Here is a 13766-nt window from a genome sequence, read left to right on the forward strand (position 1 = left end):
CGCATGATCTCCAAGGGGCAAGTGGGGGTCTTCCATCAACGCTTCAGGGGCCTTCAGCGATGACATTACCGCCGATACTTCAGCAGCCTGCTAGTTCGCGAGCGACGTTTGCATGGTGTTCACCGGCTGACGCGCGAGGTCCTTTTGATCGACCACCATTCGTTCGATTAGCCCGTTGAGCTTGGTCGACGCGGACGAGAAGCGGTCGGTGTTGAGCCCGCCCGTCTGATAGCGCGCGGTGATGAGAATGCGGCCGTGCTGGATCAACGTCAGATCGATGATCGACAGGTACTGGATCGATTCGTCGCTGAACGAGCGGCGGCCGTAGTCGATCGCGGCGTTATAGACGAGGCGCGCCTCGCAGCCGGCGGGCGAGGTGCCCGGATTGTAGACGTCCGAGCGAATGCCGCGGCGCTCCAGCGCGAGTTGCAGCGAGGGCACGAAGTCGCCGACCGACACGTTCTGGTTCACTTCGATGCAGACGTTGCGCACGTCGGCGGGCCGGCCGTTGACGAAGGTCGGCGACGAGTAGTTTGCCGCGACTGCGTAGCCCGCCTGAATCACGGAGCCGGTGGCGTCGGCGGCCGTGATCAGCGTCCACGCGCAGCCATTCAAGCCGGCGCTCAGCGCGGCGCAGGCGGCAAGCCACGCGCAAGGCCGGCGCAGCATGACGCACGCGGCCCGGTGGGCTTCCTTGAACGCATAAGCGCGTGGGCCTGGCGTAAGCGTCATGATGCGTGGCCTGATAGCGGTCAATGAGTGGTCGACGAGCGCGGTTTCGAAAAGGTGATCGCGGCGGATCGCGTCGAGCGGGCGCGCGCTCAGCGCGTGACGCGCAGACGCAGTTCGTTTTGCCCTTGCACGCTCGCCGTGACGCTGACGCGCCGCGTGTCGGTGGTCACGATGAAATGCTGGCGCGTCGGCGTATTGACGTCGTGCACGACGTTCGAAAAGCACGCGGCGATATCGGCGCCGATCTCTTGCAGCGGGTCGTTGACCACGCCGTCGGCTTGCCAGTGCGCGCGCCAGTGGCAATCGTAGGCGTGCTGGTTGGCGCGGCAATCGTCCGCGCTCGACATGCCCGGCAGTTGCGCGGCGGATTGCGCCGGCAACTGCTTGAAGTCGGTTGCGTTGACGATGTGTTCGAGCGCGGGGCAGACGTCCGCCGGCTCGGTGGGCTGGGCGGCTTGCGCGGCGCTCGTGAGCAGCAGCGCTGCGCCGAGGGCAAGCGCGAAGCGCCGGGTCAGGGGATGGGAGCGGCGATCGAATGACATGTGCGAAGAGTCCGTTAGCAGTGAGTGGCGGGGCGGGCGGGACGGGGTTCGGCCCGCACGGCTATCGTCGCTGCTGGGAGGCAATTTCAAAGCGGGGAACAGCTTGCCCGCTTCGCAAATGCTTTCTAACTCTTCTCGCGTGTTTCCTGGTGTTTCCTGGTGTTTCGGGGTGTTGCGCTTGCCTCGCTTATGCCGCCACCGCTTCGTCCGAACGCTCGACCTCGAGCGTTTCGTCATGGAACGCAGCGAGCGATTCGCGATGCGCGACGCTCACGATCGCCGCCTTCGGCAGACGCTCCGTGAACAAATGGTAGAGACGCGCTTCGTTGTCCGCGTCGAGCGCGCTCGTCGCTTCGTCGAGGAACAGGTAATCCGGCTTGTGCAGCAGCACCCGCGCGGCGGCGAGGCGCTGCTGTTCGCCCGGCGAGAGAATGCGCGTCCAGTGTCCCGATTCCTGCAAACGGTCGGCGTACTCCGACAGGCGGCAGGTGACGAGCGCCTCGCGGCATTCGTCGTCCGTATAGGTGTCGGCCGCGGACGGATAGGTGAGCGCGGCTTTCAGCGTGCCGATCGGCATGTAGCTGACTTGCGGAATGAACATCATGCGCGCGTTGACCGGCGCGTCGATGGAGCCGTCGCCGAACGGCCACAGGCCGGCGAGCGCGCGCATCAGCGTGCTCTTGCCCGAACCGGACGGACCGCGCACCAGCCAGCGCGAGCCCGGCTCGATCGCGATATCGCGAATGCGCGACAGCGGGTTGCCGTTCGGCAGCGCGAGCGTGAGACCCTCGGTGCTGAGTTTGTCGGCGTCGACGAAATGCAGGTTGATGCCGCCGTGCGCGGTAGCGGGCGAGACCGATTCCTTCAACCTGGGAGCATGCACGACCCGCTTGAATTCGCGCAACCGGTTGACGGTGGCGCGCCATTCGACCAAGGTGCTGTAACTGTTGATGAACCACGAGAACGAATCGCTGACGGTGCCGAACGCGCTCGAAATCTGCATCAGCACGCCGAACGTGAAGGCGCCCGCGAAGTAGCGCGGCGCCGCGACCACCAGCGGAAAGATGATCGCGATCTGACCATAGAAGCTGAGCACGAAGGTGAGCCGCTTGGTGTACTTCATCACCTGCCACCAGTTGTCGCGGATACGGCCGAACAGCGAGCGGGCGTTGGTCTTCTCGGTCTCCATGCCGTTGTAGAGGGCGATCTGCTCGGCGTTTTCGCGCAGGCGGATCAGACCGAAACGGAAATCCGCCTCGACTTTCTGAGCTTGATAGTTGATCGACACGAGCGGATGGCCGACCTTCTGGATGATCAGGGAACCGGCCACCGCGTAGAGCGCCGCAGCCCACACCATGTAGCCGGGGATATGAATCGGCATGCCGCCGAGCGAGATGGTCAACGCGCCGGCGAGCGACCAGAGGATCGTGATGAACGACACCAGCGTGACGACGGTGGAGAGCAGATCGAGCGTCAACGAGAGCGTGGTGGTGGCGAACGATTGCAGATCGTCGCTGATCCGCTGGTCGGGGTTGTCGGCGAGCCGGTCGCGTTCGATCCGGTAGAAGGCGCTGTCGTGCAGCCATTCGTTAAGGTAGCGCGTGGTCAGCCACTGACGCCAGCGGAACCCGAGCATCTGGCGCAGATAGCGCCCGTACACCGCGAGGATGATGAAGCCGAACGCGAGGCCCGAGAACGCCATCAGCAGATGCGGGAAATCGTGCACGTTCTTGGTTTGCAGCGCGTTGTAGAAGTCGGCGCTCCAGCGGTTCAGGCGCACGTTGATCCACACCACCAGCAGATTCATCGCGATGATCGCGACGAGCAGCGACCATGCGATTTTTCGTTCCTCGGAGACCCAGTAAGGTTTGATGAGGCTCCAGGCGGAGACTTTTTCGTCCGGCGGGAGCACTGGGCTGATAGAAGTATTGGCTGTCATGAGCATCCTGTGTAGTACTGGCTCAAAGCGGGCCGGTCCTATGAAACTGGCCCGTCCAGGGCTGGCCGTCGGTCGGTCGCCCGCCTCGTCGCTCTACGGCGGGTTTAATGGCGAAGCTCCGGGCGTAAGCGCGATGATGAGCGCCCGTCCGGCTGAGCGATTCTGTTGCGAAGTCCTTAAGCGGAAGTTAAGTCGCGTTGGACTCCTTCGCCTCGATGCCGCCGGCGCGTGGACGGCCATGCGTGCCGCCCGCGCCCCGGTCTCGCGGCGTCCGGTCCAGGCATTGTGCCAGAGCGCGGGCTTCGTCCGTCTCGACGAAACAAAAGATCGGTGCCGGATCAAACCGCGCGTGATGAAGGGCCGCTCGTTTGCGGGCGCCGCGGCTTTTATGGTCTAATGGCCTTCGACGAAACAGGGGTGCTTTGCTCGCAGGCTGCATGATTTCATGCCGCGGCGGCAAGGCTGAGAGAGACCCTTTGCACCCGATCCGGGTAATACCGGCGCGGGAAGTTTCCGGAAGCAGCCAGTCTTCCATTCCCCGCTGGGCGGCGTGCGTCATTCGAACGCATTTTTTGCCCGGCCGGCCTTACCCGCCGGTTTCGTCCTGGGTACGTGCGTTTCTTGCCGTACGGAAAGGACTCGATGACCGCCTATTCTTCAGATATGTGCTTTGCTCTTCGCCACGCGTTCGCCGGTTATGTCGGCGCGTCGCAGTGCTTCGGCCTCGCTTGCCGTCGTGACTGGGAGCGCGCGCGATGAACCGTCCCGCACAACCCGACTTCGCGGTGCTCGGCGGTGGACTTTGCGGACGCCTCGTCGCATGGCGTCTCGCCGGTCAGGGGCATCGCGTGGCGCTTTACGAGCGCGGCGACGCCGCCGGTTCGCAAGCCGCCGCGTGGGTCGCAGCGGCCATGCTGGCGCCCCTCGCGGAAGCCGCCAGCGCCGAGTTGCTGATCACGCGGCTGGGCGCGAGTTCGCTCGATAGCTGGCCGCAAGTGCTCGCCGAATTGCCTGAGCCGGTGTTCTTCCAGCGTAACGGCACGCTCGTCGTCTGGCATCACGCCGACCGCACCGAGGCGCCGCTGTTCGAGCGCCGCGTGCGCTCGAATGCGCCTGCGGAACTGCTCGACGGCGGCTTCGTGACGCTCTCGGGCGACCAGGTCGGCGCGGCCGAACCGGCCTTGGCGGGCCGCTTCAATCAGGGCTGGCTGCTGCCGCGCGAAGGCCAACTGGATAACCGCCAGGTGCTGGCCGCGCTCGCCGCGGGCCTCGCCCAGCGCGGCGTGGAAACACACTGGAACACGCCGGTCGATGACCGCGCGCTGCCTGCCGCGCGCGTCACCATCGACTGCCGGGGTTTGGGCGCGAAGCCGGTGCTGCCCACGCTGCGCGGCATTCGCGGTGAAGTGGCGCGCGTGCATGCGCCGGGAATCACGCTGACGCGCCCGGTGCGCCTGCTGCATCCGCGCTACCCGCTCTATATCGCGCCGAAGCAGGACGATCTCTACGTGATCGGCGCCACCGAGGTGGAGGGCGAGGACATGTCGCCCGTCAGCGTGCGCTCGGCGCTCGAACTGCTGAGCGCGGCGTTTTCCGTGCATCCCGGCTTCGGCGAGGCGCGCATTCTCGAACTGAATTCGCAGTGCCGTCCGACCCTGCCGGACCACCGTCCGGCCTTGCTGTGGGATGGCGCGCGGACGCTGCGCGTGAACGGCCTGTACCGGCACGGCTACATGATCGTGCCCGAAGTCGCCGACGAAGCCGTGCGCTTCGCGGCCGCGCTGCTCGAAGGCCGCATCGGCGATGCCGACGCCTTCGCCGACTGGCGGCAGGCGGCGCGCTGGAGCGAGCTGTTTCAACTGGATTGCGCGCGGGAGCCGGCATGAGCGAGGCACGCGCCATGCAGTTTCGTCAGTCATCGATTGAACCGTATTCGAACACCATGGACATTCATATCAACCAGAAGCCGTTGTCGCTGCCCGAAGGCGCGACTGTCGCCGATGCGCTCGCCGCGTATGGCGCGCGTCCGCCGTTCGCGGTCGCGCTGAACGGCGATTTCGTCGCGCGCGCCCAGCATGCGGCGCGCGCGCTGCAGCCGGGCGACAAGCTCGATGTCGTGCAGCCCGTGGCCGGCGGTTGAGCCCGCGCCACGCATTGCCGGAGACCAGGATGATGCAAATGACTTCCCCAAAACCCGCGGACGCGCTCACGCTCTACGGCCAAACCTTCGCGAGCCGCGTGCTGCTCGGCACGTCGCGCTATCCGTCGCTGCAATCGTTATCCGATTCGATCGACGCGGCGCGGCCCGGCATGGTGACCGTCGCGTTGCGCCGGCAGATGAACGAAGGCGGCGCGGAAGCCGGCTTCTTCGATCTGCTCAAGCGTCACGGCGTGCCGCTGCTGCCGAATACGGCCGGCTGCCTGACCGTCGGCGAGGCGGTGACCACCGCGCACATGGCGCGCGAAATCTTCGAAACCGAGTGGATCAAGCTGGAACTGATCGGCGACGACTACACGCTCCAGCCCGACCCGGTCGGTCTGATCGAAGCGGCCGCGCAGCTCGTGAAGGACGGCTTCAAGGTGCTGCCGTATTGCACCGAGGACCTGGTGATCGGCCGCCGTCTGCTCGATGCCGGCTGTGAGGCGCTGATGCCGTGGGGTGCGCCGATCGGCACCGGCAAGGGCGTGATCAATCCATACGGGCTGCGGGTGCTGCGCGAGCGGCTGCCGGACGTGCCGCTGATCGTCGACGCCGGTCTCGGCGTGCCGTCGCACGCGGCGCAGGTGATGGAGTGGGGTTTCGACGGCGTGCTGCTGAACACCGCCGTGTCGCAGGCCACGCACCCCGACGCGATGGCGCGGGCCTTCGCGCTGGGCGTCGAGGCGGGCCGCCAGGCGTTTCTGGCGGGGCCGATGGCCGAGCGCGAAAGCGCGCACGCGAGCACGCCGGTGGTCGGCATGCCGTTCTGGCATCAAGACGGGAGCGCCGCATGACGCAGACTCTGGCTTTGAAAGATCGCGACCTGTTCTGGCCGCCCGCCGACGAACTCACCGAAGCGGCGGAGCGCATTCGTGCGCGCCTCGGCGACTGGCCGCCGACGCACGCGCCGTGGCGCATCTGTTTGACCGCGCCGGACGAGCCGAACGGCGGCGACCTGATCATCGTCGCGGACGCGCAGCGGCATGGCGAGCAGGTGGCGCGCTGGCTGGTGCAGGGCGCCGGGGTGATCGAGGCGGCGCAGGAGACCGCGACGCTGCACCTAGGCGGCGACAAATACCGCCTGGAAGGCCATCTCGCGGAAGACTGGATTCCCGCGCTGGCCGCGTTTCTGGACTGTGGTTTCGATCCCCACGACGCGCTGGTGCTGGCGCTTGCCTGGCGCGATGGCGACGAAACCCGCGCCGACGACGCATTTCCGTCCGATCTCGCGCATTTCCCGCGTCTCGCCGGCCTGCCGGACGCGCCCCTGCAAGCATTCGCGCGCTGCCCGGAGCGACTGGGTTTGTACCCGGTTCTGCCGACCGCGGAGTGGGTGGAACGGGTGGTGGGCCTAGGCGTGAAGACGGTTCAGTTGCGCCGCAAGTCGGCTCATCCCGCCGACGAACTCAAGCGCGAAATCGCCCGCTGCGTGGCGGTCGGCCGGCAACACGACGCGCAGGTGTTCATCAACGATCATTGGCAAGCCGCGCTGGAAGCGGGCGCGTACGGTGTTCATCTGGGCCAGGAAGACCTGCATAGCGCGGATCTTTCCGCGCTCGCCGCAGCCGGCATTCGCCTCGGCCTATCGACGCACGGCTTCTACGAGATCCTCAAGGCGCTGCATTTCCGGCCAAGCTATGTCGCGCTGGGCGCGGTTTTTCCGACCACCACCAAGGTCATGCCCACCGCGCCGCAGGGCCTCAGACGCCTCGCCCGGTATGTGCGCCTGCTCGACGGCGTGGTGCCGCTCGTGGCGATCGGTGGAATCGACCTGCAGGTGCTGCCGGACGTGCTGGCGACCGGCGTGGGTTCCGCGGCCGTGGTGCGGGCGGTGACGGAAGCGGCGGACCCCGCCGCCGCCGTTTCTGCACTGCAACAATTGTTTACGCAATAATCGTCAAGTTGGGTAAAGGGACGGGGCTCCTCACGGCAACTTTTGCATGATGGCCCTATAATTCGGCCTTCCGTGTAAAAGGACTGTCAGTTTCGTGTCTTCCTCTCCCGAGACCTTACTCGAGCTGCGCGACGTCGACTTCGGTTATGGCGACCGGCTCGTCCTGTCGAACCTGAATCTGCGCTTCAGGCGCGGGCAGGTGGTGGCGGTCATGGGCGGCTCGGGTTGCGGCAAAACCACGGTGCTGCGTCTGATCGGCGGTCTGGTACGCGCGCAGCGCGGCCAGATCCTGTTTCACGGCCAGGACGTCGGCCAGCAGACGCGCGACGGCCTCTACGCGCTGCGCCGCAAGATGGGCATGCTGTTCCAGTTCGGCGCGCTTTTCACCGACATGTCGGTGTTCGAAAACGTGGCGTTCGCGCTGCGCGAGCACACCGATCTCCCCGAAGAACTGCTCCGCGACCTCGTGTTGATGAAACTCAACGCGGTGGGCTTGCGCGGTGCGCGCGAGCTGCTGCCGTCGGAGATCTCGGGCGGCATGGCGCGGCGCGTGGCGCTGGCGCGCGCCATCGCGCTCGACCCCGAGTTGATGATGTACGACGAGCCCTTCGCCGGCCTCGATCCGATCTCGCTCGGCATCACCGCGAATCTGATTCGCGCGCTGAATCAGGCGCTTGGCGCCACCTCGATTCTGGTCACGCACGACGTGCCCGAATCGTTCGCCATCGCCGATTACGTGTATTTCCTCGCCAACGGTGGCGTTCATGCCGAGGGCACGCCGGCCGAACTGCGCGCGTCCACCGATCCCACGGTGCGGCAGTTCATCGACGGCGCGCCGGACGGCCCGTTCAAATTCCACTATCCCAGCAAGACGCCGCTCGCGGCGGACTTCGGCATCGGCGGAGGCCAGTCATGATCGGCTCGCTGATCAGTTCGGTCGGTCGCTCGGTGCTCGACGTGCTCGGCACGGCCGGCTACGCCACGCGCTTCTTCTTCCGGCTGGTGCTCGAATTTTTCCCGCTGCTGCGCCGGCCGCGGCTTGTCACGAAGCAGATCCACTTCCTGGGTAATTATTCGCTGGTGATCATCGCCGTGTCGGGGCTGTTCGTCGGCTTCGTGCTCGGCCTGCAGGGCTATTACACGCTGAACCGCTACGGCTCCGAGCAGGCGCTCGGGCTGCTGGTCGCGCTGTCGCTCGTGCGCGAACTGGGGCCGGTGGTCACCGCGCTGCTGTTCGCGGGCCGCGCCGGCACATCGCTCACCGCCGAGATCGGTTTGATGAAGGCGGGCGAGCAACTCACCGCGATGGAAATGATGGCCGTCGACCCGGTCAAGGTCGTGGTCGCGCCGCGCCTCTGGGCCGGCATCATTGCGATGCCCATCCTGGCGGCGATTTTCAGCGCGGTCGGCGTGTTGGGCGGTTACGTGGTCGGCGTGCTGCTGATCGGCGTGGACGCCGGCGCGTTCTGGTCGCAGATGCAAGGCGGCGTCGACGTTTGGCGCGACGTGGGCGCCGGGGTCGTCAAGAGCGTGGTGTTCGGACTCGCGGTGACGTTCGTGGCGCTGTTTCAAGGCTATGAAGCCAAGCCGACACCGGAAGGCGTGTCGCGCGCCACGACTAAAACGGTCGTGTACGCGTCGCTTGCCGTGCTCGGCCTCGATTTTCTGCTGACTGCACTGATGTTCAGCTAAGACTGCGTTGCGCTTTTTCCGCCGGCGGCGCGTCAGGGTCGCGCCCGGCGGGGAGTGTCGGCGGCGCGGCGGATTCACTTTGGGATGACGATGAAAAAGACTGCTCTCGACTTCTGGGTCGGCCTGTTCGTGGTGCTGGGTTTCGTGGCGTTGCTGTTTCTCGCGCTGAAGGCCGGCAACATGAGCTCGTTGTCGTTTCAGGCAACGTACCCGGTCAAGCTCAAGTTCGACAATATCGGCGGACTCAAGGCGCGCGCGCCTGTGAAGAGCGCGGGCGTGACGGTCGGCCGGGTCGGCTCGATCGGCTTCGACAGCAACGCGTATCAGGCCGTCGTCACGATCGACCTCGACAAGCAATACCAGTTTCCGAAAGATACGTCGGCGAAGATCCTGACCTCGGGTCTGCTCGGCGAGCAATACATCGGGCTCGAACCCGGCGGCGACACCGAAATGCTCAAGGCGGGCGATACGATCTCGATGACGCAATCGGCGATCGTGCTGGAAAATCTGATCGGGCAGTTCCTGTACAGCAAAGCGGCTGACTCGGGCGCGTCGAAGTCCGGCTCGGGTTCGGCGGGTTCGACCGCACCTGCCGCACCTGCCGCGGCGGCCGTGGCGGCGCCGGCGGTGCCTGCCACACCGGCGGTTCCGGCTTCCGGCGCAGCCGGTCAATAAGGAGAATAAAAATGCAGACCCTACGCATCAGTGGTGCGGGCGCCTTGCAGGTGGCGAAGCTGACCGTCGTGATGGCCGCGCTCGCCGGCTGCACGACCGTGCAGACGCCGACCAAGGGCGATCCGCTCGAAGGCTTGAACCGCACCATCTTCACCGTCAACGACAAGATCGACCAATACGCGCTGAAGCCGGTCGCGAAGGGCTATGTCTTCGTGACGCCGCAGCCGGTGCGCGACAGCGTGACGAACTTCTTCTCGAACATCGGCGACGTCTACATCGCGGCGAACAACCTGCTGCAATTGAAGATCACCGACGGCGTGCAGGACATCATGCGGATCGTGATCAACACGGTGTTCGGCGTGGGCGGTCTGTTCGACGTCGCGACGCTCGCGAAGCTGCCCAAGCACGACAACGACCTCGGCCTGACGCTCGGCCACTACGGTGTGCCGACGGGGCCGTACCTGGTGCTGCCGCTGTTCGGTCCGAGCACCTTGCGCGACGCGGTCGGCTCGCTCGGCAACTATTATGTGAACCCGCTCAGCTACATCGATCCGCCGGGCTTGAGCTGGGCGCTGTATGGGCTGAACGTGGTCAACACGCGCGCCAACCTTCTGAATGCGAGCGATGTCTTGGAGGGCGCCGCGCTCGACAAGTATTCGTTCGTGCGCAATGCGTACCTGCAGCGCCGTCAGTATTTGCTGTCGGACGGCAAGCAGGCGCAGGCGCTGCCGAACTACGGCGACGAAGCGCCGTTGCCGAAATACGAAGACGTCGACGCCGGCGCGGCCAGTGCGGCTGGCGCGCCGGCGGGTGCCGTGACCGGCACGGCCGGCACCGCCGCAGGCACGCAGGCTGCTCCGGCGAAGGCGGCGGGAGCCTCGGGTACGGCTGCGGCAACGCCGCCGCAAGCCGCTTCGGCGGCGGGCGCGACAGCGGGAACAACGTCGGGCGCAACCGGCACCGCGGCAAAACCTGAAGCCGCTTCGGGCAGCGCCGAAACGCCGCCCATCGATATGAACGGCGGTCCCGAAACGACGCAGATTCCGGCCGGCCAACTGGTCCCGCCCACGCGTTTCAACTTTCCGTCGTTTAAATTGCGTTGATGATGTACCCGTAACAGATCGATACGACTCTCGCAGTTTGCGCATGGATTGCCGCTGAACTCGCGTGTTAATGTCGGCTCAAACGGTTGCACTATTTTTAAGGCAAGGCTACATATGAAAAAATTCTTCCTGATTCCGTTGTTCGCTGCGTTGTTCTCGTTCGCCAGTGCCGGTGCATCGGCGCAAACGGTCGACGCCAATTCGCCGGACGGGCTGATCAAGACCGTCACTCAACAGGTGATCGATTCGATCCGCGCGGATAAGTCGATCCAGCAAGGCGACATCAACCACATCACGCGTCTCGTCAACGAAAAGATCCTGCCGTACACCGATTTCCGCCGCACCACGCAACTTGCGATGGGCCGCAACTGGCGCACCGCCACGCCAGAGCAGCAGAACCAGGTGGTCGAGCAGTTCAAGATGCTGCTGATCCGCACCTACTCGGGCGCGCTGGCTCAAGTCCGCGACCAGCAGATTCAGTACAAGCCGTTCCGCATGAATCCGGACGACACCGATACGGTGGTGCGCTCCGTCGTGATGAACAACGGCTCGCCGATCGAACTCGACTACCGTCTGTACAAGACGCCGCAAGGCTGGCGCGTCTATGACATCAACGTGCTCGGCGCATGGCTGATCCAGGCGTATCAGCAGCAGTTCAACGAGCAGATTCAGCAGAAGGGCGTGGACGGACTGATCCAGTTCCTCACGCAGCGCAACCAGCAACTCGCCGCGGGCAAGCAGTCGTGAGCGAAGTGCTGAGCCCCGTCGTGAACCGCTTCGAGAGCGGCGCGACACTGACCCACGCGAGCGCGAAGAGTGCGCTCGTGGCGGGTTTGCAGCGCATCGCGGCGGGCGCGAGCGGCGTGGATTGCACACCGCTTGCGCAATTCGATTCGTCCGCGCTGGCCGTCCTCCTCGCGTGGCAGCGGGCCGCCCAGGCACGCGGCGCCCGATTCGAGATCGTCAATCTGCCGGCTGGTCTTGCCAGCCTCGCACAAGCCTACGGCGTCGATACCCTGGTCCCGTGCAGAGCGGTCGACCAGAGTTAACGCTTTAGCGCCGACTCTTGTCCCGATACCGCCGGCGCCGCATTGGCGCCGGCCTCGACGCTCCAGCAGCGTCACGCGGATCGCCCCGACCCAAGCCGGGCCAGCCAATTTTTGCCCTATAATCAAACGTTTTTTGGGGCACTTAACCGGCCCCAATTTCGTTTCTCCCAGCATATATGTGCCCACCCAGGGCTCCGCAAGTTCCCCTTTAGGCGCCGCGACGCGCGCGGCCCCCAGTCATGTCAGCCATAGAAATTCGTAACGTCAAGAAGCGCTACAAGGATTTGCAGGCGCTCAAGGGCGTCAGCCTCACGGTGGAAGAAGGCGAGTTCTTCGGGCTGCTCGGTCCGAACGGCGCGGGCAAGACGACGCTCATCAGCATCCTCGCCGGTCTCGCGCGCGCCGATGAAGGCAGCATCGCGGTGCGCGGCCACGACGTTATCGACGATTTCCGGCTGGCGCGCCGCGCGCTCGGCGTCGTGCCGCAGGAGCTCGTGTTCGATCCGTTCTTCACGGTCCGCGAGACGTTGCGCATCCAGTCCGGCTACTACGGGCTGCGCAACAACGACGCATGGATCGACGAGATCATGGCCAATCTCGACCTCACCGAAAAAGCCGACGCCAACATGCGCGCGCTGTCGGGCGGCATGAAGCGCCGCGTGCTGGTCGCGCAGGCGCTGGTGCACCGGCCGCCGGTCATCGTGCTCGACGAGCCGACCGCGGGCGTGGACGTCGAATTGCGTCAAACCCTGTGGAAATTCATCTCGCGCCTGAATCGCGAAGGTCACACCATCGTGCTGACCACGCACTATCTTGAAGAAGCCGAATCGCTGTGCGATCGCATTGCGATGCTGCGACGCGGCGAAGTGGTCGCGCTCGATCGCACCAGCGCGCTGCTGCAGCGTTTTGCCGGCATGCAATTGTTCCTGCGTTTCGGCCAGGGCGTGTTGCCCGCCGACCTGCGTGTGCTCGAAGTGGAGGGCGGCGCGGGCAACGGCAATGGCCGTCAGCATCTGCTGCGTCTCGCGAGCTATGACGACGTCGAGCGGATTCTCGCGCAATGCCGCGCGGCGGGCTGCACGTTCGACGAAATCGAAGTCCGCAAGGCCGATCTCGAAGACGTGTTCGTTCAGGTGATGAACGGTCCGGAAATGATCGAGGGGCTTGCATGACCGGCTATAGTGGATTCAGCACGCTGTTTTACAAGGAAATCCTGCGTTTCTGGAAGGTGTCGTTCCAGACCGTGCTGGCGCCGATCATTACCGCGCTGTTGTATCTGACGATTTTCGGCCACGCGTTGCGCGATCATGTGCAGGTGTATCCGGGCGTCGAGTACACGAGCTTCCTGGTTCCGGGTCTCGTGATGATGAGCGTGTTGCAGAATGCGTTCGCGAATAGCTCGTCGTCGCTGATTCAGTCGAAAATCACCGGCAACCTGGTGTTCATGCTGCTGCCACCGCTCTCGCACTACGAGATGTTCGGCGCCTATGTGCTGGCTGCCGTGGCGCGCGGGTTAGCGGTCGGCTTCGGCGTGTTCATCGTGACGATCTGGTTCGTGCCGGTCAGTTTCAGCGCGCCGCTGTATATCATTCTGTTCGCGATTTTCGGGGCGGCGATTCTCGGCACGCTCGGTCTGATCGCCGGCATCTGGGCGGAGAAGTTCGACCAGCTTGCCGCGTTCCAGAACTTTCTGATCATGCCGCTCACGTTTCTCTCGGGCGTGTTCTACTCGACGCATACGCTGCCGCCGGTGTGGCGCGAAGTGTCGCGGCTCAATCCCTTTTTCTACATGATCGACGGCTTTCGCTACGGTTTCTTCGGGATGTCGGATATCAATCCGCTCGCGAGCCTCGCGATCGTCGCCGGTTTCTTCGTGGTGCTGGCCGTGGTGGCGATGCGCATGCTCGCGTCCGGCTACAAACTGCGCCACTGACAGGAGC

15 protein-coding genes and 1 riboswitch are annotated in these 13766 nt (G+C 65.0%); of the genes, 12 read left to right on the forward strand and 3 right to left on the reverse strand.

Going from position 1 to position 13766, the window contains the following annotated elements; all coding sequences use genetic code 11:
• Positions 1-90 precede the first annotated feature (90 nt).
• The 3 genes from BUE39_RS22585 to BUE39_RS22595 form a co-directional block, all read right to left on the reverse strand.
• Positions 91-669, reverse strand: coding sequence for a hypothetical protein (locus tag BUE39_RS22585; protein WP_090518818.1), 579 nt, complete (start codon positions 667-669; stop codon positions 91-93).
• Positions 670-821: 152 nt separating this feature from the next.
• On the reverse strand, positions 822-1274 hold the full coding sequence (locus BUE39_RS22590; RefSeq protein ID WP_073430947.1) for a hypothetical protein: 453 nt from the start codon (positions 1272-1274) through the stop codon (positions 822-824).
• Positions 1275-1461: 187 nt separating this feature from the next.
• Entirely contained in the window at positions 1462-3213 is a 1752-nt protein-coding gene (locus BUE39_RS22595) for an ABC transporter ATP-binding protein/permease (RefSeq protein ID WP_073431023.1), read from the reverse strand.
• 403 nt (positions 3214-3616) lie between these two features.
• Positions 3617-3739, forward strand: a riboswitch (TPP riboswitch).
• A gap of 229 nt (positions 3740-3968) precedes the next feature.
• On the opposite strand from BUE39_RS22595, the gene BUE39_RS22605 reads away from it, so the two are divergent.
• The 12 genes from BUE39_RS22605 (at position 3969) to BUE39_RS22660 (ending at position 13759) form a co-directional block, all read left to right on the forward strand.
• A complete protein-coding gene (locus BUE39_RS22605; RefSeq protein WP_073430949.1) occupies positions 3969-5099 on the forward strand; it encodes an FAD-dependent oxidoreductase in 1131 nt (376 codons plus the stop codon).
• A 56-nt stretch (positions 5100-5155) separates the two neighbouring features.
• Positions 5156-5353: a sulfur carrier protein ThiS gene (gene thiS, locus BUE39_RS22610; RefSeq protein ID WP_020070630.1), complete on the forward strand. Its 198-nt coding sequence runs from the start codon at positions 5156-5158 to the stop codon at positions 5351-5353.
• Positions 5354-5391: 38 nt separating this feature from the next.
• Positions 5392-6207 carry a thiazole synthase gene (locus BUE39_RS22615; RefSeq protein ID WP_073431024.1) on the forward strand — a complete coding sequence of 272 codons (816 nt, stop codon included), beginning with the start codon at positions 5392-5394 and terminating at the stop codon, positions 6205-6207.
• The gene (gene thiE / locus BUE39_RS22620) at positions 6204-7307 is read left to right on the forward strand and encodes a thiamine phosphate synthase (protein ID WP_073430950.1); all 1104 of its coding nucleotides are present in this window, start codon (positions 6204-6206) and stop codon (positions 7305-7307) included. Before BUE39_RS22615 ends, thiE begins: the two co-directional genes overlap by 4 nt.
• A 94-nt stretch (positions 7308-7401) precedes the next feature.
• Entirely contained in the window at positions 7402-8223 is an 822-nt protein-coding gene (locus tag BUE39_RS22625; RefSeq protein ID WP_073430951.1) for an ABC transporter ATP-binding protein, read from the forward strand.
• Positions 8224-8231: 8 nt separating this feature from the next.
• The gene (mlaE, locus tag BUE39_RS22630; RefSeq protein ID WP_073431025.1) at positions 8232-8999 is read left to right on the forward strand and encodes a lipid asymmetry maintenance ABC transporter permease subunit MlaE; all 768 of its coding nucleotides are present in this window, start codon (positions 8232-8234) and stop codon (positions 8997-8999) included.
• Between the two features lie 90 nt (positions 9000-9089).
• On the forward strand, positions 9090-9674 hold the full coding sequence (gene mlaD, locus BUE39_RS22635; RefSeq protein ID WP_073431026.1) for an outer membrane lipid asymmetry maintenance protein MlaD: 585 nt from the start codon (positions 9090-9092) through the stop codon (positions 9672-9674).
• Positions 9675-9685: 11 nt separating this feature from the next.
• The gene (locus BUE39_RS22640) at positions 9686-10777 is read left to right on the forward strand and encodes an MlaA family lipoprotein (protein ID WP_073430952.1); all 1092 of its coding nucleotides are present in this window, start codon (positions 9686-9688) and stop codon (positions 10775-10777) included.
• Between the two features lie 114 nt (positions 10778-10891).
• Positions 10892-11524, forward strand: a complete 633-nt coding sequence (locus BUE39_RS22645) for an MlaC/ttg2D family ABC transporter substrate-binding protein (protein ID WP_073430953.1) — start codon at positions 10892-10894, stop codon at positions 11522-11524.
• Positions 11521-11826 (forward strand): STAS domain-containing protein, encoded by a 306-nt coding sequence (locus BUE39_RS22650; RefSeq protein WP_073430954.1) that lies wholly within the window; start codon positions 11521-11523, stop codon positions 11824-11826. The genes BUE39_RS22645 and BUE39_RS22650 overlap by 4 nt, the downstream gene beginning before the upstream one ends.
• Positions 11827-12065: 239 nt before the next feature.
• Positions 12066-12998 carry an ABC transporter ATP-binding protein gene (locus tag BUE39_RS22655; protein WP_073430955.1) on the forward strand — a complete coding sequence of 311 codons (933 nt, stop codon included), beginning with the start codon at positions 12066-12068 and terminating at the stop codon, positions 12996-12998.
• Positions 12995-13759, forward strand: coding sequence for an ABC transporter permease (locus tag BUE39_RS22660; RefSeq protein WP_073430956.1), 765 nt, complete (start codon positions 12995-12997; stop codon positions 13757-13759). The genes BUE39_RS22655 and BUE39_RS22660 overlap by 4 nt, the downstream gene beginning before the upstream one ends.
• The last annotated feature ends 7 nt before the right edge of the window (positions 13760-13766 follow it).

Source organism: Paraburkholderia terricola (genome assembly GCF_900142195.1).
In the GTDB taxonomy this organism is placed as follows: Bacteria; Pseudomonadota; Gammaproteobacteria; order Burkholderiales; family Burkholderiaceae; genus Paraburkholderia; species Paraburkholderia terricola.